General features: G+C 63.2%; 23 protein-coding genes and 1 pseudogene. 9 read left to right on the top strand and 15 right to left on the bottom strand.

Annotation, left to right across the window (positions count from 1 at the left end; genetic code table 11):
* Positions 1 to 84 precede the first annotated feature (84 nt).
* Positions 85 to 318 carry a helix-turn-helix domain-containing protein gene (locus E1H18_RS20810; RefSeq protein WP_172272127.1) on the top strand — a complete coding sequence of 78 codons (234 nt, stop codon included), beginning with the start codon at positions 85 to 87 and terminating at the stop codon, positions 316 to 318.
* Between the two features lie 407 nt (positions 319 to 725).
* Here the strand turns inward: E1H18_RS20810 and E1H18_RS20805 are convergent, their stop codons facing one another.
* Entirely contained in the window at positions 726 to 1925 is a 1200-nt protein-coding gene (locus E1H18_RS20805; RefSeq protein ID WP_172272125.1) for a site-specific integrase, read from the bottom strand.
* Positions 1926 to 2116: 191 nt separating this feature from the next.
* On the opposite strand from E1H18_RS20805, the gene E1H18_RS20800 reads away from it, so the two are divergent.
* A complete protein-coding gene (locus tag E1H18_RS20800; RefSeq protein WP_172272123.1) occupies positions 2117 to 2257 on the top strand; it encodes a hypothetical protein in 141 nt (46 codons plus the stop codon).
* Positions 2258 to 2876: 619 nt separating this feature from the next.
* Here the strand turns inward: E1H18_RS20800 and E1H18_RS20795 are convergent.
* Positions 2877 to 4457: a PAS domain-containing hybrid sensor histidine kinase/response regulator gene (locus tag E1H18_RS20795; RefSeq protein ID WP_172272121.1), complete on the bottom strand. Its 1581-nt coding sequence runs from the start codon at positions 4455 to 4457 to the stop codon at positions 2877 to 2879.
* Between the two features lie 340 nt (positions 4458 to 4797).
* On the opposite strand from E1H18_RS20795, the pseudogene E1H18_RS20790 reads away from it, so the two are divergent.
* Positions 4798 to 5547: pseudogene (locus tag E1H18_RS20790) on the top strand (autotransporter outer membrane beta-barrel domain-containing protein); the annotation flags it as partial.
* Positions 5548 to 6382: 835 nt separating this feature from the next.
* On the opposite strand, the gene E1H18_RS20785 reads toward E1H18_RS20790, so the two are convergent.
* The 4 genes from E1H18_RS20785 to E1H18_RS20770 all read right to left on the bottom strand — a co-directional run bounded on the left by E1H18_RS20785 (position 6383) and on the right by E1H18_RS20770 (position 11700).
* Complete coding sequence (locus E1H18_RS20785) at positions 6383 to 6691, bottom strand: transcriptional regulator (RefSeq protein WP_172272117.1); 309 nt, start codon at positions 6689 to 6691, stop codon at positions 6383 to 6385.
* A 118-nt stretch (positions 6692 to 6809) separates the two neighbouring features.
* Positions 6810 to 8009: a Na+/H+ antiporter NhaA gene (gene nhaA / locus E1H18_RS20780; protein ID WP_172272115.1), complete on the bottom strand. Its 1200-nt coding sequence runs from the start codon at positions 8007 to 8009 to the stop codon at positions 6810 to 6812.
* Between the two features lie 171 nt (positions 8010 to 8180).
* A complete protein-coding gene (locus tag E1H18_RS20775) occupies positions 8181 to 10199 on the bottom strand; it encodes an ATP-binding protein (RefSeq protein WP_172272112.1) in 2019 nt (672 codons plus the stop codon).
* A 97-nt stretch (positions 10200 to 10296) separates the two neighbouring features.
* On the bottom strand, positions 10297 to 11700 hold the full coding sequence (locus E1H18_RS20770; RefSeq protein WP_241736126.1) for a PAS domain-containing methyl-accepting chemotaxis protein: 1404 nt from the start codon (positions 11698 to 11700) through the stop codon (positions 10297 to 10299).
* Between the two features lie 234 nt (positions 11701 to 11934).
* Between E1H18_RS20770 and E1H18_RS20765 the strand changes: the two genes are divergently transcribed.
* From E1H18_RS20765 to tatC, 4 genes are all read left to right on the top strand, one after another.
* The gene (locus E1H18_RS20765; protein WP_172272106.1) at positions 11935 to 12330 is read left to right on the top strand and encodes a PAS domain-containing protein; all 396 of its coding nucleotides are present in this window, start codon (positions 11935 to 11937) and stop codon (positions 12328 to 12330) included.
* Positions 12331 to 12434: 104 nt separating this feature from the next.
* The gene (locus tag E1H18_RS20760) at positions 12435 to 12758 is read left to right on the top strand and encodes a hypothetical protein (RefSeq protein WP_172272104.1); all 324 of its coding nucleotides are present in this window, start codon (positions 12435 to 12437) and stop codon (positions 12756 to 12758) included.
* Positions 12759 to 13652: 894 nt separating this feature from the next.
* Complete coding sequence (gene tatB, locus E1H18_RS20755; protein WP_172272102.1) at positions 13653 to 14249, top strand: Sec-independent protein translocase protein TatB; 597 nt, start codon at positions 13653 to 13655, stop codon at positions 14247 to 14249.
* Positions 14246 to 15106, top strand: coding sequence for a twin-arginine translocase subunit TatC (gene tatC / locus E1H18_RS20750; protein WP_172272100.1), 861 nt, complete (start codon positions 14246 to 14248; stop codon positions 15104 to 15106). Before tatB ends, tatC begins: the two co-directional genes overlap by 4 nt.
* A 350-nt stretch (positions 15107 to 15456) precedes the next feature.
* On the opposite strand, the gene chrA is transcribed toward tatC, so the two are convergent.
* Positions 15457 to 16788 carry a chromate efflux transporter gene (gene chrA / locus E1H18_RS20745; protein ID WP_206679107.1) on the bottom strand — a complete coding sequence of 444 codons (1332 nt, stop codon included), beginning with the start codon at positions 16786 to 16788 and terminating at the stop codon, positions 15457 to 15459.
* A 394-nt stretch (positions 16789 to 17182) separates the two neighbouring features.
* On the opposite strand from chrA, the gene E1H18_RS20740 reads away from it, so the two are divergent.
* Positions 17183 to 18940 (top strand): methyl-accepting chemotaxis protein, encoded by a 1758-nt coding sequence (locus E1H18_RS20740; RefSeq protein WP_172272096.1) that lies wholly within the window; start codon positions 17183 to 17185, stop codon positions 18938 to 18940.
* A gap of 166 nt (positions 18941 to 19106) precedes the next feature.
* Here the strand turns inward: E1H18_RS20740 and E1H18_RS20735 are convergent, their stop codons facing one another.
* The 4 genes from E1H18_RS20735 to E1H18_RS20720 all read right to left on the bottom strand — a co-directional run bounded on the left by E1H18_RS20735 (position 19107) and on the right by E1H18_RS20720 (position 22444).
* Entirely contained in the window at positions 19107 to 20003 is an 897-nt protein-coding gene (locus E1H18_RS20735; RefSeq protein WP_172272094.1) for an alpha/beta hydrolase-fold protein, read from the bottom strand.
* 65 nt (positions 20004 to 20068) lie between these two features.
* Complete coding sequence (locus tag E1H18_RS20730) at positions 20069 to 21151, bottom strand: hypothetical protein (protein WP_172272092.1); 1083 nt, start codon at positions 21149 to 21151, stop codon at positions 20069 to 20071.
* Positions 21152 to 21490: 339 nt separating this feature from the next.
* Positions 21491 to 22078, bottom strand: coding sequence for a sigma-70 family RNA polymerase sigma factor (locus E1H18_RS20725; protein ID WP_172272801.1), 588 nt, complete (start codon positions 22076 to 22078; stop codon positions 21491 to 21493).
* Between the two features lie 39 nt (positions 22079 to 22117).
* Complete coding sequence (locus tag E1H18_RS20720) at positions 22118 to 22444, bottom strand: HigA family addiction module antitoxin (protein WP_172272090.1); 327 nt, start codon at positions 22442 to 22444, stop codon at positions 22118 to 22120.
* A 47-nt stretch (positions 22445 to 22491) separates the two neighbouring features.
* Between E1H18_RS20720 and E1H18_RS27400 the strand changes: the two genes are divergently transcribed.
* Positions 22492 to 22899 (top strand): DUF1016 N-terminal domain-containing protein, encoded by a 408-nt coding sequence (locus tag E1H18_RS27400; RefSeq protein ID WP_370526564.1) that lies wholly within the window; start codon positions 22492 to 22494, stop codon positions 22897 to 22899.
* Positions 22900 to 22919: 20 nt separating this feature from the next.
* On the opposite strand, the gene E1H18_RS20710 is transcribed toward E1H18_RS27400, so the two are convergent.
* The 4 genes from E1H18_RS20710 to E1H18_RS20695 form a co-directional block, all read right to left on the bottom strand.
* Positions 22920 to 23156, bottom strand: coding sequence for a hypothetical protein (locus E1H18_RS20710; RefSeq protein WP_172272085.1), 237 nt, complete (start codon positions 23154 to 23156; stop codon positions 22920 to 22922).
* Positions 23157 to 23385: 229 nt separating this feature from the next.
* Positions 23386 to 23712, bottom strand: a complete 327-nt coding sequence (locus E1H18_RS20705) for a HigA family addiction module antitoxin (RefSeq protein ID WP_172272082.1) — start codon at positions 23710 to 23712, stop codon at positions 23386 to 23388.
* Between the two features lie 347 nt (positions 23713 to 24059).
* Positions 24060 to 24359, bottom strand: coding sequence for a DNA-binding transcriptional regulator (locus E1H18_RS20700; RefSeq protein WP_172272079.1), 300 nt, complete (start codon positions 24357 to 24359; stop codon positions 24060 to 24062).
* A gap of 28 nt (positions 24360 to 24387) precedes the next feature.
* Positions 24388 to 24702: a type II toxin-antitoxin system RelE/ParE family toxin gene (locus E1H18_RS20695; protein WP_172272798.1), complete on the bottom strand. Its 315-nt coding sequence runs from the start codon at positions 24700 to 24702 to the stop codon at positions 24388 to 24390.
* Positions 24703 to 24712 lie beyond the last annotated feature (10 nt).

The raw sequence follows: 24712 nt of genomic DNA, 5'->3' as shown, positions 1-24712 counted from the left end.
CCTTGTGATGCTACCTATAGTCATCACTTACAATGCTACTCATAGTCTGTCGACTCATGGTCATCAGGCGTCCGATCTGGGCGCATGAAAGCGCCTCCTTCGAACCTTCGCCTAGTAGTCGCCGAGAACGTGCGGCGCCTGCGACGCGCAGCTGGGAAGAGCCAAGAAGAATTGGCTGAGCGCGCTGATCTGCACCGGACCTATGTGGGCTCGATCGAGCGCGCCGAACGCAACCTCTCACTCGACAACATCGAGCGGTTAGCGTTGGCGCTTGGTGTGGAGCCGGCCGCGCTTCTAAGGTCTGCGAGCGAACGCTGAGCGGCGCTGGCTGGCAGAGCAGCGTGTCGACGAGCTTCCAGCGGGTGTTTCGAACCGTTGCTGTCGCGGCGTTGTCCCGGACCTAATCCGGTGGTGCGGGCGGCCGGAATCGAACCGGCATAGCCTTTCGGCTGACGGATTTTCATACCACTTCGGCTTTCGCCGCCGCGGCTAGGCCGCGTTCGTGGTCTGGACTATCCCTTCGCCATGCCTCGTAACGAGGTTTAGGCGCCGCCCGTCTAGTCTCTACACCTTCCCCAAAAGGGGCTTGGCTCGGGATCGCCATTTGACAGGGTTCCCCGAATTTGAGCGGTTCTACGTCCCGGATTTCCCCGAGCGCACTCAATCCTTGGCTTAAGTCCGTTGCGTCTACCAGTTCCGCCACGCCCGCTTAAAACCGACGCGAGCTATAGTCGGCTAGGCGCTGGGCGTCGAGCCTTTCGCGTCGGCCTGTGCGCCGGTTTTTCAGTGGCGCCGCGCACCTTGCGGACGTTGACTGCGCCGGCATCGATCACATCCTTGATGTGGGCTGCATAGAAGGTTTCGATCATCTCGACGCTGGTGCGGCAGTTCTTGGCGACCTGATAGATGTCGGCACCTTCGATCAGGCGCATGCTGATATAGGTGTGGCGCAAGCTGTAGGCGGTTCTGCGTCGGCCTTCGCGGTCAAATTTCAGGTCGAGAAAGTTCAGCGCCGCGTTCAGGGGATTGCGCAGAGAGTCTGGAAAGAGCCGGTCGGTGGACGGGCCGTCGTGACGGTCCTGCAAGCGCTGAAACGGAACGACAGCGCCGGGCATGCTCTTGCACCAGCCCACGCCGCGTTTTCCTCGAACCGCGATCTCGAGGAGCTGCTGGCCGCCTTCCTGGCCGATGGCGACATCGCGAAACTCCAGCTTTGCGGCCTCGTCGGGGCGCAGTCCGGTGTTGACCATCAAGAGCACGTAGTCATGCAAATCCTTGGCGGTGCGCGCCTTGCCATCTTCATCCCGGGCCCTGGTGCGGGTCTCATTGTAGAGGCGCTTGTAGTCATCCGGCGCCAACCAGGCGCGATGCGCAATCTTTGTCGAACGACGAAAGGGCGTTGAGAGATCGGGCAGGTGCTCTAACCACCGACGGCGGTTAGCAGACTTCAAAACCTGTCGGAGGCAAACGATCTCCTGGTGGAGCGTGCTGGCGGATGGCGGCTTCCCATCGCGCAGCTGCCGCATGCGATGGATGCGATAGTCCTGGACCATGCCGGCCGTGATGTCGCTCAAGACCGTCCCGCCAAAGAATGGTCCCAAGTGATTGGCGATCCGCGCACGATGACCGTTCACATAGATCGGGCTGCGTTCGCCGCGGGTGATGACCTCGAACTCATCGATGAAGCGGTCGGCGGCTTCGGCGAAAGTCTTGCCGGCCCTAAGTTCGCCAGCGCGGTATTTGCCAAGCAGGCCCAGATACCAGTCCTGAGCGACGTCTTTTGCGCGTGCGAGGCTCTCCTCGCCTGTGGTCCGACGCCGCTGCCGCCCGGCCACCGAACAAGAGCATTGCCACAACGGGCTGCCGGCGCGGCGATAGACCTGAACCCGGCCATCCATCAGAGCGTGACGCACGGTCTCGGCCATAGCGCTGGATCCGTAAGCTACAAATCACTCGACCCAGGATAGCAATTGTGCGCCGTTTTGAGAACGGTCCTGCGGGCCGGGCGCGCGCTAGCGCTCGCGCTGGGGCTGGGTGTCGAGCTCAATCGAGGCGGCAGCTTGAAACTGTTCCTCTGGCGACGGATTGAGCGAGGGCGGTTTGCCGGGAAAGCCTGATGGTCATGCATCATCTCGAGGACGAAGCGGATCTGCTGCTGGGGCGGATCATGATGATCCGCGACGACCTGAAAGCCGGTCGGCTCACCTGGGAACAGGTTCAGCCTGTCGTGACTTGGGGCGAATGGTCGAGCGGGTGACGCGGGAGATGGACGCCGCCGCCGACATCGACGCGGCTGACGCCCTCTGGCGCAAAGGCGCTGAGATCATCCGTGCGTATCTGGCGGAGCATTTCCCGGAGCCCACCTGCCACTAGCGACACAACGTGTGCACATAGGCGCTCAGCCTAGTTCGGGCATCGTGCGCGGCATACGGGGAGCCCGCGTCGTTGGCATTCTCACGAAGTACGCTCGGCTTCGAACGTCGTGGGCCTGCGTCACGACGTGTGCTTCATCAACATGACATTGACGCCGTAGGGACTAACCATCACGTTTGACGAAGGCGTCAACGGGACGCTGTTGAAAGTCCGTCCTATGTCCGCCCTGCTTGGGTCCGAAACGGCGCCGGTGGTGAAGCACCCCGCACGCCCCAACTGGCGCCAAGGTCGACGTGAAGGCTTTCCACGCGGAGATTTCGCGTCGCTATCCCAAGATCCTCGCCAAACTGGCTGAGTGAGCGAACCTCACTGGCTTAGCGCGGAAGCCGTCGTCGAGCTGAACGAGTTAATCGTCGGCCCGACGGGCGAACCGTTCCAGCTCCGCGCCGAAGGCCTCTTGGAGGGCGCTTTGGGCCGTGTGTCGCCTCGCCGAGAATCTGGCGCTAGCTCTGACGCTTGCGAGAGGGGAGGGAGGCGCGCTCGACGCGCCCGCGCGGCCAGGCCGCGCGTGGGCGCGCCGAACTGATCATCTCCAAGATGAGGTCGGGCCGAAGCGGCTTGGACAGGAAGCCGCTGAAATCCCCGGTGCTCTCGACGGTTTCACGGCCGTCCATCAGGTCTGCGGACACGGCGAAGATGGGCAGGTTCGCGCACTCGGGCAGCCCTCTTATCGCCCTGGCGGCAGCGAAACCGTCCATTTTCGGCATGCGAAGATCCATTAGGCAGAGATCGAAGTGTTGGGCGCGAGCTGCTTCGACCGCCTCTTCGCCGTTCGCCGCGAGCGTCACCTGGCACGCGGCGGCTTCCAGGATGCGGCTCAACAGCAAACGGATGGTTGGATTATCCTCGGCCACGAGCACCGAAAGTCCGGCGTCGAACACAGGCGCCGCCGTGGGACGATCGGTCATGGTAGGTTGCGCGCACGCTGGCGCGGGGATGGCGAAGAAAAAGCGTGCGCCCTCGCCCAGGGCGCTTTCGGCCTCGAGCCGACCGCCCATCGCCAAGACCAAGTCCGAACTTATGGCCAGTCCAAGGCCCGCTCCACCGAACGTGCGATCGCGGGTATCGACACCCTGCTCAAACGGTTTGAACAGGCGGTCCTTGTCTTCGATCGAGAACCCAGGGCCACTGTCGCGCACGGAGCACGACAAGATGTCACCCTCCCACGCGACTTCTATAGCGACGAAGCCCGCGTCGCTGAATTTTACGGCGTTGGCCAAAAGATTTGTCATCACCTGCCGAAGGCGCAGGGCGTCGACGGAGACGGTCGGCGCAAGTCCCCGTGTCTCCACAATCAAATTCAGGGCCTTCTCGTCGGCGCGTGGTTTCATCAACGCGCTCGTCGAGGTCACCAGCGCTGCCAGATCGGTCGGCGCTGGCAAGATCTTCACCCCGCCGGCCTCCAGGCTGGAGAGGTCAAGCACATCGTTGACCAGGGCCTGCAGCGTCCCGGACGCGTCGGCGATCGAGGCGGCGTATTGACGCTGTTCGTCACTTAGCGCGGTGCGCTCAAGGAGATCGGTGATGCCGATGATGCCGGTCAACGGGGTTCGGAGTTCATGGCTCACCTTGGCCAGAAAGCGGTCCTTGGCTTGGGCAGCGGCCTCGGCGCGACCTCGTGCCTCAGCCAGCGCGGATAAGGCTTTGATGTGTTCGGTTACGTCGAACCGGATCGACACGTAGCTGACGGGGCGACCACGTTGGTCACACTGCGGGACGATCGTCGTGTCGACCCAGTAGAGCTCACCCGACTTGGATCGATTGCAAATGGTGCCGGACCAGCAGCGCCCCCGCGCGATCGTGCGATACATCTCGACGAAAAACGCCTGGTCATGAATGCCCGAATTAAGGATCCGGTGATTTGCCTTCATCAGCTCGTCTCGACTGTAACCGCTGATTTCGCAGAACAGATCGTTGCAATGGATGATGTCGCCCTTGACGTTCGTGCTGGCGACAATCGCGGCCTTGTTGAGGGCGCTCGCCAGGAAACTGTCGGTTAGCGATATCTCGTTTCGGCGGGCCACAGCAAACCTCGCAGCGTTGCTTAAGCTGAGCCGATTAGGCGGTAGCATGCGCCCCGCATCCATGTGTCAAATGGTCGCCGGGATTGAGTTTTTGAAGCGGCATTCCCGTTTGCCGAGCGTCGTATCGAACCTCGGCGCTTGGTTTTAAGGACGCTCGGCGAGTAGGGCGCGGATTGTCCGCGCCAGTTCGGCCTCTGCCATGGGCTTGAACAGGACGGCGGCTGGGTGTTGTCCTCGATCCGGTTAGCGTCGACGGTTCTCATGAGCCCGTGATGAAGATCGCCTTCGACCTGACCTTGTCACGTATTTCACAGGCCGCGTCCGCTCCGTCGCGGTCAGCGTCCAGACCTCCGGCGTGAGCGGCGGCGCGGACGTGCGCGTCTCGACGACCCTGACCGTGGGCCTGAGTGGCGGCTACGCCTCTGACGTCAGCAAGCTGGGTCAAGGCCTGGGGCGCGTCGAAGCCAAGGGCTGGACGGCGGCGAGCTACGCTAGCTTCCACCCTCGCCGGCGCGTTCATCGACGCCGTGGTTGGCATCGGAGACCTGACGTTCGGCACCCGTCGTACAGTCGTCGCAACCTGGGACGTCGCCCTGGGCAGCCGCGATGCGACGCTGCGCTTCGGGCCCTGACTGCAGGCTATGACGGCCAAACCCGCAGGGCGCTTTGGTCGGTTTATCTCCGCGCCAAGAGCCTCGACGGCAAGCTCAAGGCCTATGCCGAGAACGGTTCGGACATCTACAGCCTGGCCTTCGACCAGCGCGATCTTCGGTCTCGCATTGGTGTTGTCGGCGGACGGCTGGGCCTCAGCTACAAGATCGGCGAGCTGGTCCTTACCCCGCGGCTGCGGCTCGAATACGACCGTGAGTTTGCCGGTATCGACCCGCAGCGGATCCGCTACGCCGACTGGCTGGAAGGCGCCGTGTACGAACTCGCCGGCGTCGGCTGGAAGGGCGAGCGGGTCAACTTTGAATTCGGCGCTGGCGCAGAGATGGGCTCTGGATGGACGCTCGATCTCGACATCGGCGGAGAGAAGGCTGGTGGGCTGACCTCGACGACGGGGCGGATCGGCGCGGCAAAGCGCTTCTGATCTATGGGGCGGAAGAGGAACATCCTCCTTCCGCCGCTATAGCTTGCCCTAGATGGGCGACGCCACGCTGTCAGATGTCCCGTGAAGCCTCTCATATGCGGCTCGGTGCTTTGACGGGAGGAGCAGGATCCGCGGCTCTGGCGCCCCGATTGGCGTTGAGGCCGCGATCCATTGAGCGCGGCATATCGCCTGTTCGATCGTGGGAAGCCTTGCCATAGGGAACGCCCCCTTGGGATGGACGCACCAGCCGAATTTCTCGGGATAGACCTCTATTTCCGCCATAAACCCATCCCGTGGATCCTGACATTTGGCTTGCCAGGCCAACGCCTGGCCAAGCCGCGTGCTCCTTTAGCACCGCCTCTATTTGATGCCGCCACCCTCGCGCTTTTTCAACGTCAATCGTCATGGTGTTGCGGCGACGACGACGGGCTTACAGTTTGCGGGTCAGGTTCTGGAACGCTGGAGGCTGTGAGGCTTCGCCAATACTGGCGGCGTTCGAAAACAGCCCGGCGAGGGGGGAGCAGTCGCGTCAGCGCCACATCAACGCATCAGCCAGACCCCTCTCAAGTTCGATCATCGATCGATAGGATGGCGGTCGGGCGGCATTTTACCTCGCACTCCACAATTTCCATGGCTGCGGCCCAAGTCGGGCACCACTCTTGCCGCGTCCAGCTGGGTTCTTGGCTTGCCCCGCCAGGTTGAAAGCTAAGAGACATCAAAAACTCTGTTCCAACCATGGTGAGGCGCGCCCGCAGACGATCAGCTCCTGCTACGTCACAGGACCTCATGCTGGGTGAGGCGCAGGCCCCCCGTTCAGGAGGAGGTCGCTCGTTCATCATGGCGCCTCAGTCGCGACGGCGCGGATGAGCGACAGCAGTCGCGTTCTAACAGTCGGCGACGCCTCCATGTACAGCTTGACCAACTCGATGCCCTCGCGGCTGGCGAGAAAGCCGCTGACCAGGTCGGATGGCGCAGCGTCGTGGTCGGGGTTCTGGGCGCCAACGATGAACGAGCAGGGATCGCACCGCAGCTGCGCGGCGATCTCGAAGAGCCTGTGCACTGTGACCCGGCTCGTTCCGCTTTCGTACTTTTGAACCTGCTGGAACGTTACGCCGAGAGCCTTGGCGAGCACGGTCTGAGACATGCCCGCCGCTTTGCGCCTAGCCCGGATCATGGCCCCGAGATGACGATCGTCATGCACTTCAGATGGGCGCACCTGCCACCTCCACTTTGACTGTGAACGTCGCGACTTAAGCGGTTGGCTACGACACGCCGGGAGGGAAAGGGGGAAGGGCAGGGGAGCGTCGCTTGGCGACGCTGAGGAGGGCTGCGCCGGCAAGGGCGGAGACGAGCGACCCGACCAGCACACCGACCTTGACCTCGTTCTGCAGCGCCGGGTCAGCGAAGGCCAGGAGGCCAATGAAGAGGCTCATAGTGAAGCCAATGCCGCACAAGAGGCTGACTCCATAGAGCTGGGCCCAAGACGCCGCGACAGGGAGGCGCGCCACCCCAAAGCGGATCGCCAGCCAGGACGCTCCGAAAACCCCCACTTGCTTGCCGATGAACAGCCCTGCGGCAACGCCAAGGGTGACCGGTTCGGCAATCACCGAGGGCGCCATGCCCGCGAACGAGACCCCCGCGTTGGCGAATCCAAAGACGGGCACGATGACAAACGCTGCCCAGGGCGACAGGGCATGCTCTAGCCGATGAAGGGGGGAATGGGCGTCGTCGGGCGCGCCCTTGGACGCATGCAACGGGATGGTGAGCGCCAAGACTACGCCAGCGATCGTGGCGTGGACGCCTGACAGCAGGACCAGCGCCCACAGGGCTACGCCCAGTGTCAGATAAGGAGCCAGCCGTGTGATCTTGAGGCGATTGAGGCTCACCAACGACAGAGCGACTATGGCCGCGCCCATAAGGGCTGCAAGGTTGATTTCCGAGGTGTAGAACACCGCGATGACAAGCACTGCGACGAGATCATCGACGATGGCCAGGGTCGCCAGGAAGACCTTCAGGCTGGTGGGCACGCGCGATCCCAGCAGTGACAAGACGCCGAGCGCAAAGGCGATGTCGGTGGCGGTCGGGATCGCCCAGCCGCGCAGCGTGGCGGGGCTGGCGGCATTCAAGGCCGCATAGATCAGGCCAGGGACGATGACGCCGCCGGCGGCGGCGATGCAAGGTAGGGCTCGGTTTGCCCAGGTCGAGAGCTGGCCATCCAAGAACTCGCGCTTGATTTCCAAACCCACGAACAGGAAGAAAATCGCCATCAAGCCGTCATTGATCCAATGAAGCAGATCAAGACCGGCGATGGGGACGTGCAGGGCGGCGAAATAGCCCTCGGCCAGGGGCGAGTTGGCGATGAACAGCGCCAGGATCGCCGCCGCCATCAGCAGCAGACCGCCAGCCGCGCCGCTTTCAAGGAATTCGCGAAGAACAGAAGGTTTTCGGGCGTCAACGCGCATGCACAGATCCTCGCGCTGGCGGCCCGACCAACGAAAGAACCTGACCGACCCTCATGATCGGACACCCGCTCTGGCTATCGCACCGCTTGTGCCATCGATCAACCGCTCTTGGGTCTTTTCTCGGAGCCAGCAGGCTCGGCTGCTAGACCCTCCCATGGGCGTCGCCTTGGCTTAGCGAGCCGCCTCGGCGTCGTATCCCGAGATACTCTCGTCGATGGCCATCAAGAGGGATTGAGCTTCAATAGGCTTTGGCAAATGGCGATCGGCGCCGGCTTCGAACGCGGCGCGTACGTGTTCGGGCAACACGTTGGCGGTCAGCATGATAATCGGGCAGGCTCTGCGCCCTGCACCGCGCTCCAGCGCCCGGATCTCGCGTGTTGCGGTGAGGCCGTCGAGCACCGGCATCTGCATGTCCATCAACACCAAATCAAACGGCTCGCTAGCGAACGCAGCGACCGCTTGGCGCCCATCGGCTACGGACACCACGTCAACGCCCACTTCCGCTAGGATCATCTCGACAACCTTGCGGTTGACGGGATGGTCCTCCGCCAGCAGAACTTTGGCGCTGCGATCGATCAGGCTCGGGTCATTTTCGGGAAGCTCTGGCGCGAGCGTTTGCTCTAGTGGCAGTTGGAAGACGAAGCGCGATCCTTCGCCGACTGCCGACGACACTTCCAGTTCGCCGCCCATGGCGCGCACCAATTCAAGGCAGATCGACAAGCCAAGACCGGATCCTCCAAACCGCCGGGTGATCGAGTCGTCGGCCTGTGTGAAGCGGTCGAAGATCCTGCGCCGTGCCTCATCATCGAAGCCGATGCCGGTGTCGATGACCTCGAACCGCCATCCGTGCTGCTCGGGGCGGGCGCAAAGCACGATCGCGCCTTTGGCGGTGAACTTGACGCTATTGCTGAGGAGGTTGCCTAAGACTTGGCGCAGGCGCGCCCCGTCCCCGCAGACCCAGGCCGGCGCTGAAGGCGCGTCAACGCGCAGGTCAAGGCCTTTGGCTTCGGCGGCGGGGCGATGCAGATTGACCAGCTCGCGGAGCGTCTCGGTCAGGTCGAACGGCTCGCTCAGGAGCCGGAGCGCCCCCTCTTCAAGCCTTGCCAGATCAAGGACGTCCGCCAGCAGCGCCTCCAGGGTCCTGGCTGCGCCGCGCATCGAGCGCAGGAGATCGAGCTGGTCCTCGTCGAGCCGCGTGCGAGATAGAACGTCGGCCAGGCCGATAATGCCGTTGAGCGGTGTGCGGATCTCATGGCTCATATTGGCCAGGAAGCGCGTCTTGGCCTCGCTGGCGCTGCGCGCCTGGGCCAGGGCTTCGCGCTCGGATATGTCGCGGATGATGGCGCCGACGCTTGTGCGTCCCCGGTCTTGCCAAATCGACAGCGCCAGACTGGCCGGGAACTCCGAGCCGTCCCGCCTCAGAACCGGGACGTCGACCGCGCCTTGCATCGTTGGCCGCGCCCCGTGTCGCACCCGTTCGAAACCCCGATCGTGATGAGCGCGCATGGCGGGTGGGATAATCATGGCGAGCGGCTGCCCGAGCGCTTCACGGGCGCTATAGCCCAGCATCGCCTCGGCCGCGCTGTTCCACTGCGTGATCGTCTGATTTTCATCGACGATCACCACCGCGTCCGACGCGGCGTCAAATAGCTTGTTGAGAAACACCTTTTCCCGGCGGCTCTCGAAACGTTCGGCGACCATCGCCGCGTAGAGTTCAAGGGTCTCCCCTAAGGAAGCATCGAAGGTTTGTGGCCGATCCCACGTCACCGCGATCGCGCCGACGACAAACCCTTGGACCCAGATCGGAACGCCGGCATAGGCGCCCACCGGCCCGCGCCCTGCCTGGCGCGCGCCCTGAACTGCGCACAAGAAGATGGGCGCGCTAGCCTCTACAACCAGGCTGCAGAGGGCCTCGCCAAGCGGAAGCGATGTCCTGGCCCCGTTTGAAGACCCTTTGAACCAGACCTGTTGATCGCAAAGCAAGGAAACAACCCCCGCGTCTGCGCCGACCGCGCGGCGTGCGGCCTCTGCAGCGAGGTCAAAAGCGGCTTCGGCCTTGTCGCCGAACCCTTGGAGAGATTCGACAACCTTAAGGCGTTGGGCGTCTCTGGTCGCCAAATCTTCGTCCTTCAGGTCGATAGCCTCTGCGCTATCATCTTGACCTGAAAACTTTGCGCCTTGCTTAAACATGGCGTGGGGTAAATTGTCACCGCAGCGCTCTTGGCTCGGCGCCTGCCATGGAGGTTTTGTGGGCGGCGCCATTTCCGTGATAGAAACCCACGGGAGATCAGGCATGTTGACGGCGCGCGTTGATCGGCAGGCCCTCGCGGACGGGCGACGCACCCGCGTGTAACCGTGTAACGCCGGCCTCGAGCCTGAACTGGCCAATTAGCTTCGCCAAGCGAAGCGTCTCTTCCTTCAGGTTTGACGCCACGGCTGTCGCCTCCTCGACCATGGCGGCGTTTTGCTGAGTGACCCGGTCCATGGCGTCGACTGCCGTATTGACCTCGTCGAGTCCCGCCGCCTGATCCTGGGTCGACCGAGCAATCTGGGAAATAAGACCGTCAATCTCGGCTGTCTTGCCCACAATGCCGCTCAGCGCCTGTCCAGTATCGCCCACCAGCCGGACCCCGCGATCGATCTGAGCGGCGCTGCTGGCGATCAGGGTCTTAATCTCCCTGGCCGCCTCGGCCGATCTCTGAGCTAGCGCCCTGACTTCCTGCGCCACCACCGCAAAGCCGCGACCCGCGTCGCCGGCGCGCGCAGCCTCGACGCCGGCGTTGAGCGCCAGGAGATTCGTCTGGAAAGCGATCTCATCGATAAGGCCGGTGATGCGGCCGATCTGATCAGCGCTTTTCTCGATCTCGCCCATGGCGGTGACAGCCTCAGCCATCACTTGGCCGGATCGCGCAGCCTCGGCCCTGGCGCTGGAGGCCATTTGCGCCACCTGCAGCGCGCCTTCGGCGCTGCACCGCACCGTGGTCGTAAGCTCACCCAGCGCCGCAGCGGTTTTCTCCAGGCTGGCGGCCTGTTGCTCAGTACGGCGCGACAAATCGTCTGCGGCGACCGAAATCTCGTCCGCTCCAGCCCGCATGGACCCCGCTCCGGCGGAAATGGCGGCCATCGCCTCTGTCAGGGCATTGGCGGCGCCGTTGAAGTCCGATTTTATGCGCGCGTAGCGACCTGAAAAGTCGGTGGTGATGCGCGCGCTGAGGTCGCCGTCCGCCATACGTTGGAGGCTTTGAGCCAGTGCAGTAACGATGTCGGTTTGCTCCTGAGCGTTTCGCTGGCGTTCGGCTTCGCTGTCCCGCCGCTCTTGCTCGGCCAAGGTCACGTCCATCGCGAACTTGATGACTTTGACGGGTTTTCCCTGATCATTGAGCACCGGATTGTATGAGGCCTGGATCCAGCAGGCAGCGCCGTTCTTGCGGACGCGTTCAAACTTGCCGGCCACGTACTCGCCGCGGTTCAACGCCTGCCATAAGGCCGCGTAATCTGGGCTCGCCGCCTCCTCGGCGGTCACGAACAGCCGGTGATGGCGTCCGATGATTTCGTCGGACCGATAGCCGAGGGTGTCCAGAAAATTCTGATTGGCCCGCAGGATCGCGCCATCGAGTCCAAACTCGATGACCGCTTGGGACCGATCCATCGCCCGAACCTGGGCGCGCAGCTCAGTCAGTTCTTCGGACATGCGGTGGGCCTTGCCCGACAATCCAAAGCGCATTGGGTCTCTCCGACGTTGGGGGCAGACCATCTGAGGCGGCGCTTAACGTATCCCTAATTGAGGACGTTAACGGCCGAGCAGACTTCTCCGCGCGACCAATAATCGCAGGCCACGCTTGAGCAGTAGGGCTCTGCGGGAGCCTTTACGAAAGCTTAATTGCGCGCCGCCATGAAGGTCTGATCAAGAGGGCGGTGTATCGGCATGAGCTTGAAAGACCTTATGAGCGTGTTAGCTGCATCGAGCGATCGCGCGCTCGTGCTGACCGATGGCGATCTGCAGTTTCCAGGCCCCACCATCCTCTACGTCAACGCAGCGTTCGAGCGCATGAGCGGCTTTGACGCGAGCGAACTGGTCGGCCGGTCTCCACGCCTGCTGCAAGGCGAGAAAACCAGCCTGGCCGCGCGTCGTGTGCTCTCTCGAGCCTTGCGCAAAGGGGAACGCGTCCAAGTCACCTTAGTCAATTACCGCAAGTCCGGTGAAGCCTATCGCTGCGAGCTTGACGTCTTCCCCGTGCTCGACGCGGCGGGGGCGCTCACCCACGCAGTGGCCTTGGAAAGCGAAGCCCCGCTTCGCGCAGGGCGGCGGCGCACGAACTGACCCCGCGCCCCCAAGCGGTGGCCTGCGACAATGGCGCCCCACGACCTCGACCCTCATTTTCTGCAGGATCTTGGGCATATGACGATCTGGACTTGGGGGCATGCATGGATAGGCATATCGAACTGCTGAATGTGATGACTAGGCCGACGGCGCCGCTTCAGACCAGCGACAACGACCAGAGCACGACGTCCGCGGCCTTGCTTGCTCGTGCGCAGCGGGCCGAACAGACCTGTCGTGAACTCCAGGCTAAGCTGGAGTTCACCGTCTCCATGCTTCTGAGCAGCGAACCGGACCGTCTGGCCGCCTTCGCCCGTTTGTACGGGGCTAACGAACAACCCGCCGCGCTGATAGCGCAGTCGTCGTCAACGGCGCGCGACGCGATAGGCTGGTTGCCGCGGGTTATCCTGGGCGGACGTCCCCACCCCTAGCTCATCAGCGACCACGCGATCGGCCATGCAAGGTTGGTGAACTGTCTTAGGTTCTGGGTCCGCTAGGAGATCAAAGCGTTCAGCGTCAAGCCAATCAGCACGGACACCGCAATTATGGCCAGGGGGCTTGAGGCTGGATCAGAAGATCCAAGAGCCACTCCGGCCAGCAGGAGAAGAAAGGCTGCGGCAATGCCGTAGTGCGCCTTTAGCCGCCCACGCCAACTCGAAGGCTGACTCGTCGGCGGCTCTTGGGTGTTCTCCTCGACGGGACGTGCGGCGCCCGTCGCCGCCGGCGTTGGGAGCGGCAACTCCGCTCGCCGATGGGACGTGATGGGGCCAACACGACTAACGGGTCCTGGCGGCGTGAGGCTCATGGCTTGACACCACGGTATGGCGAGGAGCGTGTCAAGCCAGCGAGCTGGCCGCGGCGCGATAGAGATGGCAGGAGCCTGTGCCGCGGCGGCCGTCCCAGGCTCCGCGCGCCGAACATCTCGTGGATCTCAAGTATGAAGCCCTCAAGCGCGCCCGCATCGGAACCAAGATCACGGTTAAGCGCGGCCTCCGACGCAACGAGCTGGCGACTGTTCGCTTTCGCTGTTACCGGTATCGTGCTGGGTATTGTCAGCGCTCTGTGGTTGGCGGCGTCGATGATCACAAAGCCGCTTCTGATGCTTTCCAGCCGTATGGATAGGGCGAGGCCAGCGCTGGCGGCGAGTCTCTACGCGCCTTTGGTCACGGGCCGCGCCACATCGCGGGTGAAGCCAAACCACTAGGATATGCCCAACCTCCGGTCGGAAGATTGTCCTGCAGGCGGCTCACTGCCTTCAGATCCTGACGAGCGCGATTCAGGAGCTGGTTCTTGCCTTCGTCAGAGCTGCGATTTAAGGCGAGCGCATGATCCCTGATATCGGCGGCGCAGAGCTCTTGATCGTCGCAGCCCTTGCCTTGATTGTGGTCGGGCCCAAGGACTTGCCTCTCATGCTGCGCAAGCTGGGTCAGTTCGTCGGCAAGATGCGGGGCATGGCCTCGGAATTTCGCGCCAGCTTCGACGAAATGGCCCGCCAGTCCGAGCTTGAGGAACTACGCCGCGAGGTGCAGGCCATGCGCGAGGGCCAATACCCCAATCCGGTCAAGGACGCGGCCGACGCCGCCAAGGACGCCCACGTCGACCAGGTGTTCGCCGACATCGACGCCTCGCTGTCCAGCGGCGCGACCCAGAGCCATCCCGATGCCGGCGCCGAGATCCACACTCCGGCCCTGACCACCGACAATTCGGTCGCCGAGCCCTTCGAAGCCGGCCAGCCCAAGCGCGCGCCGCGCAAGAAGGCGGTCGCCGCGGTCGAGCCGGCGGCGGCCAAGGCCATGGCCAACACGCCCGCCGCCAAGAAGACCCCAGCCGCTAAGACCGCCGCTGCGGCGCCCGCCGCCAAGGCCCAGCCTAAGCGCGTGGCCAAGGCCGGCGTTTCCACCGCTTCGGACATCGCCTCGTGAGCCATATCGAATACGACCGCGAGGACGAGATCGAGGCCTCGCGCGCGCCATTGCTCGAGCACCTGGTCGAGCTGCGCACCCGCCTGATCATCTGCGTCGGCGCCATCGCCGTGGCCTTCGGCGTCTGCTTTGCCTTCGTGAAGCCGATCTTCCTGTTCCTGGTGCGGCCGTTCACCGTCGCCGAGGGCCTGAAGGCCATGCAGGACACCGGCGCCTCGCACGGCCACTTCGACCTGTTCCTGGCGCTGATCGGCTTAAAGGACGTGCCGGCCAGCGCGATGAAGGACATCACCCTGCAGGCTACCGCGCCGCTGGAGCAGTTCTTCACCCACATCAAGCTGGCTGCGTTCGCTGGCATCGTGGTGGCGTTCCCGATCATCGCCTGGCAGCTCTATCGCTTCGTCGCGCCGGGCCTTTATAAAAAGGAGCGCAACGCATTCCTGCCGTTTCTGATCGCTTCGCCGGTGCTGTTCCTGCTGGGCGCGGCGCTGGTCTATTACGTCATGCTGCCGTTCGTTCTGTGGTTTTCGCTGAGCCAGCAGATCAATGGCGACGGGGTCAAGGTGGTGCTGCAGACGCGGGTGTCGGAGTACCTGACCCTGGTCACGACGCTGCTGCTGGTCTTCGGCCTGTCGTTCCAGCTGCCGGTGGTGCTATCGCTGGGCGGCCTGGCCGGCCTGGTGACCTCGACCATGCTACGCGCTGGCCGCCGCTACGCCATCGTCGCCGTTTTCGTGGTGGCTGCCGTAGTCACGCCGCCCGATCCGATCAGCCAGATTTCGCTCGCCGTGCCGCTGTGCCTTCTCTTTGAGGTTTCGATCTTGTGCGTGAGGCTCATCGAACGACGCCAACACTGAGACCGCGCTCAAGGCTTGTGAACCGGTCTGGACAAGCCCGATCCAAGCGATCGCCGCAATGTCGTCAGCGATTTCCGTCACGCAACTGCTTTAACGATAGGCCGGACGATGCTTGGCCTTGCGGGGGAAGGCAAGGCGCAAGCCACTGGGCCTCCGGAACGGAAACATCGCGGTTAGGGGGCCCTAAACGTTGTGGCTCGGACTGAGCCGATGGGTGTTTGGCGCGGAAGCTCCTGCCCAATTCAACTCAACAGGGAGATCGCCCGCGCTGGGTAGCCTTCGCATCACGTCCACGCCGTCGGTGTACTTTTACAATCGATAGGAGCGGGGGCGGCAAAAGGCGATCAAGGTCACCAAAGACCACCCACGCCACGGAGACCGCTAAGAATGACCGCTGCCGAGGCGCAAGCGCCAAGGGTTCCCAAGACGCCCGCCTTGAACCGAAAGAGCAGCAGTGCGCCAAAAAGCGCAAGACCCGCCACGGGCAGGTTCAAGGCCGTCGGATCTGGCAGCGAGAGGCGGATGAGGGGCGCCTGGAGGGGGACGAAGCGCGTGAACAGCACATGGGCGGCGAACCAGGCCGTAAGATTTGCGATCACGCCGACGACGGCGGCGGTAATCGCGGCGAGCGCCGCTTGGAGGCGCAGGTTGGTCGAGAGCCTCTCGACGAACGGGGCGGTGGTAAAAATCCACAGGAAGCAGGGGGCGAAGGTTGTCCAAAGCGCGACGAGCGCGCCGAGCAGTCCTGCGACCAGTGGGGTAAATGGGGCCGGCGCGCGAAACGCCGCCAGAAAGCCCACGAACTCAGTGACCAAGATCAACGGGCCCGGCGTGGTCTCAGCCAAGCCAAGGCCGTCCACCATTTCGCGGGGCCCGAGCCAGCCGTGGGTGGTGACCGCTTCCTGAGCCATGTAGGTCAGAACCGCATAGGCGCCGCCGAAGGTGACGAGGGCCAGCTGGGAAAAGAACAGTCCCACGTCGAACAGCACGTGGCTGGGACCGAGCCAGAGGGCGATCAGGATGAGCGGCGCGGCCCAGATCGCACCCCAGATTACCGCGGTCAGCCCCGAACTCATGATCACCCGCTTGATCGGTCGCTGGGGCGCGTCCGTCACCGATGTCGCGCCCCAACCGCCCACATGTGACAGGGCAGCGCCGATGAGCCCCGCGCCTGCGATCACCAAGGGAAAAGGCGCTTGGAAGACGGCGATAGCCAGCAAAGCCGCCAGGGCGATCGCGCGCCGGGCCCAATCGTTTAGGGCTCTGCGGCCAAGGCGCAGCAGCGCTTCTACGATGATGGAAAGCAGCGCGGCTTTTACCCCCAGGAACGCTGCGGTGACGACGTCCAAGCGTGCGGCGTAGGCGTACAACGCCGACAGCGCCAGCACGATGAGAGCTCCCGGGATGACGAAAAGCAGGCCGGCGATCAAACCGCCCCGCCAGCCATGCAGTTTCCAGCCGATATAGGTGGCCAGCTGCTGCGCCTCAGGACCCGGGAGTAGGGTGCAGAAGTTCAGAGCGCGAAGGTAATCCTCTTCCTCGACCCAACCGAGGTCAGCAACGAGGATTCGGTGCATCAAGGCGATCTGGCCGGCCGGTCCGCCAAAGCTGACGAAGCCTATTTTTAAAAAGACCTTTGTCAGGTCGATGAGGGCAGGCGGAAGCTTATGATCGTCAGGCACGCATCGCCGTCCCGAGGCGCCAGGCTTGGCGAGACACTGAGCGGAGGTGGCCGGGGCAGGGAGGCCACGCAATGCCCTGCAGCCTTCACCGTAGTCCAACGGGCCGCCCCTAACAAGTCGCGCCTGGCCAAGACGGCTATGGGGGCCAAGGAACGCTGGAAAAATATAGAACCAACGCAGGCCCATCACCGCCACCCTAAATAGCGATCAGCGGCGTGGGGCATTAAAGACGCAACTTCTGCTATTGCGGTGCGCGGCAAAATGCCTCGCATCTTTCAAGACTACGGTTCTGGAAAGTTCCTGTTAATCTAGACTTGCAAGCGTTACCTGGTGATGGCGCGTTCAGTTCTGCCTCTCATTGCGATAATACAATCAGAGAGTTATTGAGCCTGCCATGCTGAAGACGCTCACCGGTCGCCGAGATCGCCAAGACGGGAACAAAGTTCTGGAGGTTTTGCAAGCCAACATCATGGTGGCCGACGCCAAGCTCAATATCACTTACATGAACCCGGCGGTGCGCGCCCTGCTAGAGGCGCATGAGACCGACCTTCGCAAGGAATTGCCCCACTTCAGCGTGGCCACGCTGATCGGCAGCAACATCGACGTCTTCCACAAGAACCCGACCCATCAGCGTACGCTGCTAACGCGCCTGTCCGCGCGCCACAACGCCACGATCCGCGTCGGCGGCCTCGCGTTCGACCTTCTGGTAACGCCGCAAAGGCGTGCGGGCGCGGTGGTCGGATTTGTTGTCGAATGGGCTGACGCCAAAGCGCGGCTGCTCAACCTCGACTATGCCGCTCAGATCGCCGCGATCAGTCGCTCTCAAGCCGTAATCGAATTCCAAGTCGATGGCACGATCATCGACGCCAACGATAATTTTCTACAAACCATGGGCTACCGGCTGGACGAGGTGGCGGGGCGCAAACACGAGATGTTCACCGAGCCGTCCTATCGTGACAGCCAGGATTACACGGAGTTTTGGGCGCGGCTAGTTCGCGGTGAATACCAGGCCGCCGAGTTCACACGCGTCGCCAAAGGCGGCAGGATCGTGACGATCCAAGGCTCCTACAATCCGATCCTCGACGGCGATGGCAAGGTGGTGAAGATCGTCAAGTTCGCCACCGACGTGACCAAACGGGTTCACGCCGTAAGCGAGATCGGCGAGGCCTTGGCCGCCCTCGCGCAAGGCGACCTGGAGCAAAGGATCGACGAGGCATTCATCCCGGAACTCGACAAGCTGCGTCTGGATTTCAATCGCGCCCTTGAGACGTTGCAGGCGACGATGCAGCGCGTCGGTCAGACCGCCGCCACCATCCGCGTCGGGACTGAGGAAATCGGCGCCTCTTCCGACGACCTTTCGAAGCGCACCGAGCAGCAGGCTGCGAGCCTCGAGCAGACCGCCGCCGCTCTCGACGAGATCACCGCGACCGTGAAGCGCGCGGCCGACAACGCAAAGCAAGCCTCTTCAGCAGCCTCCGGAACGCGGGTTGACGCCGAGAAATCCGGCGTAGTCATGCGCGAAGCCGTGACGGCCATGAGTGAAATCGAGCAAAGCTCAGGTCAGATCACACAGATCATCGGGGTGATCGACGAGATCGCCTTCCAAACCAATCTGCTGGCGCTGAACGCGGGCGTCGAGGCGGCCCGAGCAGGAGAAGCCGGACGTGGCTTCGCCGTCGTTGCTCAGGAAGTGCGAGCGCTCGCCCAGAGAAGCGCGGACGCTGCCAAGGAGATCAAGGCCTTGATCGCCAGCAGCACCGCCCAGGTCGGTCGCGGCGTAAAACTGGTTGGCGACACGGGCGAGGCTCTGACGGCGATCGTCGACAAGGTCGCTCAGATTGACAGTTTGATTTCTGAGATCGCCACCTCGTCCCAAGAGCAGGCGACCGGCCTTAACGAGGTCAACGCCGCCGTCAATCAAATGGACCAAGTCACCCAGCAGAACGCCGCCATGGTCGAAGAAGCCACCGCCGCCGCCCACACGCTGCGTCAAGAAACTCAGACCCTGAGCGAGCTGATCGGCAAATTCCACTTTGGCGGCGCTCGAAATACGCGGGCCTTGGCGCGTTCGCCACACGCTTCAAACGCTCCGGTTCATGAGGCGCAGCAGAGGATCAGCGCATTTGCGTCCGGACGGCCGGGCATGCGGTGAAACGTACGCATCCGGTGAGAACCGCGGCGGTCTAGGGCCGATTAGCGGACGTCATCAAGTTCCGGGCGGGGTGGATGCTGCCTTCACGGTCGGCCGCCGAACGTCGCGTTTATGGAGCGGCGCCAACGACAGCGACTAGCGCGGGCCCGACATCACGGTGATCTGGTCACTCCAGCAGGAAGTCACTGACCGAGTTGATGTCGGTCACGCAATGGCCGCCGTAGAGAGGGTGCCAGTGGGTCTTCACGCCGTGCCGCCGCGCGAGACTGGCAAGTCTCTCGGCGCCTTCGAAGTTGCCGTAGTTGTCGTAGAGTCCGCAGGAGAGATAGAGCGCCGGGTAGTTCGGGTTCGCGCGTTCGATCAGAGCAATCGGCGAAATCCGCCGCCACTCGGCCTCATCCGCGGCATAGGTTCTCGCGAGCGTGCGTACGCCGAACACGATCTTTGGGTTGGCGCCGGTCCGACGCGCCGCGGCGACGGTCGTGGAGATCTTGGAGAAGGGCGAGTCGACATAGACGCCCGGGCAGAGCGCCGCGATCTTGGCGAACATGTCTGGATGGGAGAGGCCTGCGATGAGCACGTTCAGGCCACCCATCGATTCTCCTACGAGTAGACGGCGCTGGGGCGCGCCGATCCGGGATTCAATGCCCGGGAGGCGCTGGATCATGTCGTCGAGCAGCCCACTCTTGGCCATCCGTCCCTTGGGGGTCAGCAGCCAGGTGGGGCCGTACGACAGGGTCACCACGGTCGGCGGCTTTGCCCCGAGCGCCTGCCAACGCGCTTGCAGCATGGCGGTCAGATAGGTGTTGTCGTTCCAAATCTGCTCGTCCAGACCCCGACCGTGCAAATGATAGACGATATCGCCGTTGACCCCGCCCACCGCACGGTAAACGCAATAGCGAAGCGGGCCATCGGAGCCGCACTGCTGCGCGGCCGGTCGAAACGCGACGACCTGGTCTCCCCGCGTCCGGGTCAGTTCAGTCCAGCCGAACCAGAGCAGGCTTGCGAGCAAAATTGCGGACAGCAGGTATCGATCCCGCTTTGCGAGGCGAGGCAAGTTCACGGCGTTTTCCTTCTTGATAGCGAGCCGGTCGGTCGGGAACGCGGCGGGCTTTGGGAGCCGTAGGGCTAGGTGGGGTTGAGGCGCAGGGTTGGCTGTGGGGGAGCGGGGCTGTTGCCGGGAGCGCCGATACTGCGATCCGCCAGCTCAGGCAGGCTCGATGGGAGCATGACTAGGCTTAGGAGGTAGCCGACGATGGCGCTGCCGCCGAAGCCGAGTATGGGCGTCGGATGAGGGCCGAGTGCGCTGGCGACAAACACGGCGCTCCACACCATGCTGAAGGTGGATTGCGCCACCCTGGACACGTAGCGCGACGTCCCCAAAAGGCCGGGCGCCAAGAGCAGCGCCATGCCGCACAGCACGGACAGTCCCAGCAGGAAATGTGCGTCAAGGGCGGAGGCCAGGACGCCATCGACAAACCGTGTCGGCGCGCCGGCCTCAGGAGCCGCCAGGGTGAAGGCCAACCCCGCGATTCCCCCAGCGAAGGCGATGGCTGCCGGGCCGTCGGGGCGAGAGATCCATTGCGCAGCCAGGCCGGCGCAGAGCGCGCCAGCCATGGCGCGGTCGGGTTGTGACGCCAGCGCGCCCGCAGCCATGACCATTGCAATCGCGCCAAGCGGCGTTCTAGCCCTCGAAAACCCGACGACGATTGTCGGAATGAGCAAAAGGCTCGGCTGTATCGCCAGTCCGCCCAGGCGCAGCCAGCGCGTAGCGCCGCTTGAGCCTTCTCCGAAGGCCGCGGCGCCCCAGAGGAGCAAGCTCAGGACCACCAAGAACCGGTCGAGGCCCTGATCTGCTCGCGCGGGCTTTCGACCGATAAGCGCAAGCATCGCCAGGCCGGCGACTAACGCAAACATGTTGCCGGCCATGTAGGAGACCGGCCCATGCGTAGCGGCGATGACAGCAATCCCGATAATGGTCGCGATGATCGCACTGGCGATCCCGAAGGCGCGTGGCCAGCGTGTGATATTGAAGCGCCGGCCCAGACGCGGAAGATCGTGAGCGGGTCCTGCGTCACCGCCAAGCCTGACCCCGGCTCGTAGCAGCCGACAGCCAAGGCCGGCGATTCCCAGGCTCTGGTAGGTTCTCGCTGCGAAGGCGAGGGCCTGGATGTCACTCTCGATCGCGTCCGTCTCCGCGCGTACGGCCAAGGCCCACTCGCGGCTCGGGGCCGGCAGGCTTAACTGCAGGAGGTCGCAAATCCTATTCGCCAGGCGTCGCGCTAAGATCATGCCTTGGCCAACCAGTCGAGGTTCTCGGGTGTCGCGGCCAGAGGCGGGTTTTCGCGAGCCAGCTGGATTCCCAATTCGGTAAGGCGATAGGCATGCCGCGGCGGCCTCCCGCCCTCCGGGGGCTGTTGCCACCTGGCGCGACGTGGCCAGGGCGGCCGGCGCCCGCGCCGCCGAGGTTAAGCGCATGGAAAACGACTTCGAGCATGACGGCCTCAAGCGCGCCTTGGCGCTTTAGAGGCCCATATGGGCCATTCAGAGCTAACGCTGGGCCTCGCCGACGCGCGCCTCGATCTCGGCTAGGATTTCACCCATGGCGTCAGCCGCCGAGACGGGATCCCCGCCTGGCGTCACGCGCTGCTTTTCGATGATCTCGTTGAGGGCGAGGCGAGCGCGATTGAGCCGGCTCTTGACTGTTCCTACCGCAACCTGGGCGATCTCGGCGGCCTCCTCGTAGGACAGCCCACCAGCGCCAACCAGGATCAAGGCCTCTCGCTGAACATGGGGAAGCTGACGCAATGCTCTTCGTACGTCGTCGAGTTCCAGGGCCGCCGAAGGGTCGCTTGTGGCCTCCAGAATACGTTCAGCCGTTTCCGGATCCAGCTGCGATTGGCGCCACGACTTACGTTTGTCGGACAGGAACCGATTGCGCAGGATCATGAAGGTCCAAGCGCGAAGGTTGGTCCCCATCTTGAACTGACTGCGCGACGATAGCGCCTTGGCCAGGGTTTCTTGAACGAGATCGTCAGCGTCAGCGGAGTCGTAAACGAGGCTTCTTGCGAAAGCCCGCAAATGCGGGATGACGCCAATCAGGGTTTCGCGAAACTTCTCCTCATCGTCGCGAGACATGCAATCGTCCTCCTTGTAAGGCTCAACGAGCAAGCATCGCTATGGCTGCATGCGGCTAGGCGACAGGCAAATGGCGGCCCTCAACGCCGTTCGTCCTTCAATCGGAGCCTTCGAGAGATCATGCTGGGTTTGAAGATTCATCGAGAACTGAGCATTGACGCCAAGCACGCGCTCGAGCCGCAAGGCGGTATCGGCGGTCATCGCCTTGAGCTCGCCGATGATCCGCTCAACATGCTCTGATCCACTCAGATCCATCGCCTGGGCCAAGGCTCCAGCGGTCATGTTGCGCGGGGCCAGATAGGCCTCCTTCTGATCCTCGTTCCAGCGCCGGCGCCGCTCCGCCCCGCGATCAACGTCGAGTACCACATGCCGCTGCTAACACCGCTTCTGACCACGCTGCTAGCAGTACTGCTATGCCTGGATCAGCAGAAGGCGGCCCTCACCGGGGTTGCGATTCTGCGCGCCTCAGCGCCGCTTTTGCGGTGAACCGAGAATTGGTCACGCTCTACTGGTCCCTCGGCCGCGACATAGGCGAGCGCGAACGCGCCGCGGGCTGGGGAGCCAAGATCATCACAAACTTGGCGGCTGACTTGGCGGCGTCATTTCCGGAATTGGGCGGCTTTTCCCCGCGCAACCTGCGTCACCTGGGGGACTTCGCGGGCCCATCCCGAGTTCGAGTTTGTGCAGCAGCTTGCTGCCAAATCGCCGCGGGGCCATCATATCGTCCTCTTGGTGGCGCGCGGCGACGACGAGCGGCGGTTCAACTAGGTTTAACTGGACACCGAAGCGGCAGCGGTATGTCGATTTATTCTCTGCTGTAAAGATTGGCGAATGACCATGATCATCTGCTGTGGCGTGCGCGCGTCTCAGCCGCCCGGGCTCCGGAAGCGCGCCCAGGCGGCTGGCCGGCGACGAGCCGCTCGTAGATCTGGCTGGCGGCGTGTCGGACCTCGAGGTTGGCATCCAACAACGTCTTCTCACCTCTGACCAGGGCCCGGAGCGCGATGTAGATCGGCGCATAGCGATCGGCAAAGCCACTGCTTTCAAACCAGCTGAGCAGCGCCTGGCCGTGGCCCAATCGTGCAGATAGCCGCCATCCAAATTTATCCGAGAATGAATTTATTCCTTCTGGAATAAATTGCAACGGCGTCGCGCGAATGTAACCTCGTGAACGGTCCCCCGCTGTCTAACGCTACCGCAACCTCCTGAAGGACCGCTGAGCGGGGGTCTTCGATCGGAAGCCCTCCATCAAGGGGCATGAAAATCGCAGAAGTGTTGGCCCTACAATGCGAGCGTGCGCCCCTTTGTTACTGGGGTTTTGCGAGGGTTAGACCAGGGATCGCCCTCAACGCCGTTCGACCTTTAATCGCCGCCTTCGAGAGATCGTGCTGCGTTTGAAGGTTCATCCAGAACTGAGCATTGACGCCAAGCACGCGCTCGAGCCGCAAGGCGGTATCGGCGGTCACCGCCTTGAGCTCGCCGATGATCCGCTCGACACGCTCTGATCCACTCAGATCCATCGCCTGGGCCAAGGCTCCAGCGGTCATGTTGCGCGGGGCCAAATAAGCCTCACGCAGGATTTCGCCAGGGTGGGGTAGGGGAGAGGTGAACTCGTAGTCGAGGAACGAGGTCATGAACGCTTCCTTCTCTCAATATGAAAGGGCCCGCTGAACCGCTTCAGGCTCACGGTCGATGATCGTCAGCAAGATTCGCGCGCTGGTCTCAGGCCGGCGCCGGTGCTGCTCCCAGTCCTCAACCATCGCTTGGGGAAAGCCGAAGCGATCAGCGAACTGTGCTTGGGACATGTGCAGCCGTTCTCGGATGGCTCTTACATCTAGCCGCCCCGGGACGTGCGTCCGTGCGGGCTTAGCTCGGCCAGCCTCGATCTCCACGACCTCGGCAAGGCCTTGCATGATGCGGTTGAAGCTTCTTGTGTCTTGCATGGGTGCCGTCCTTCGTTAGCGGGGCGAGGGGAGGGGAGCTACCCGTCGCGCAAAGCGCGCTGGACGGCGTCCGGCTCGCGTTCGATGACCCGCAGAAGGATCCGCGCGCTCGCCTCGGGCCGTCGCCGCCTCTGCTCCCAGTCGCGTACTGTGGCGGTGGCAAAGCCGAAGCGTTCGGCGAAGGCCTCCTGGCTCAGGCCCATTTGGCCCCGTATGGCCTTCACGTCGATCTCGGCGGGCACGTGGACGCGATAGCTCGCGGGATCGGCTTGGCCCGCGGAGATTGAGACAGCGTCCTTGAGCCCTGCGGCTATGCTTTCAAAGGCTTTCTTCGTCATTGCGCTCTCCGTGCCTTGCTCGCAGTTCTCAGAGCAGGGCGGTAAGATCTCTCAGGGCGTTGCGCTCGCGTTGGGTCAGGTTCGCGCGATCGCCCATAGCGAACACGGTCAGCAAGAACACTTGCTCACCGATCTTGTAGAAGGTGATGAGGCGATAGCCGCCTGACTTCCCTTTGCCTTTGCCGGCCAGGCGCACCTTTCGGCGACCGCCCGTTCCGATCATCAAATCACCGGCTTGCGGATCGGCCGAAACCAAAAGTGCTGCGGCCTTCATTTCCGCTTCGGTCATGCCCGCGGCCTTGGCCGCCTTGAGGTAGGTTGGCGTTTCGACAACCACTTCCATTTCATCACCC

It is taken from the genome of Caulobacter sp. RHG1 (assembly GCF_013181195.1).
Taxonomy (GTDB): domain Bacteria; phylum Pseudomonadota; class Alphaproteobacteria; order Caulobacterales; family Caulobacteraceae; genus Caulobacter.
Note: the sequence above shows the minus strand (reverse complement) of the source record. Positions and strands in the feature narration are given on the sequence as shown.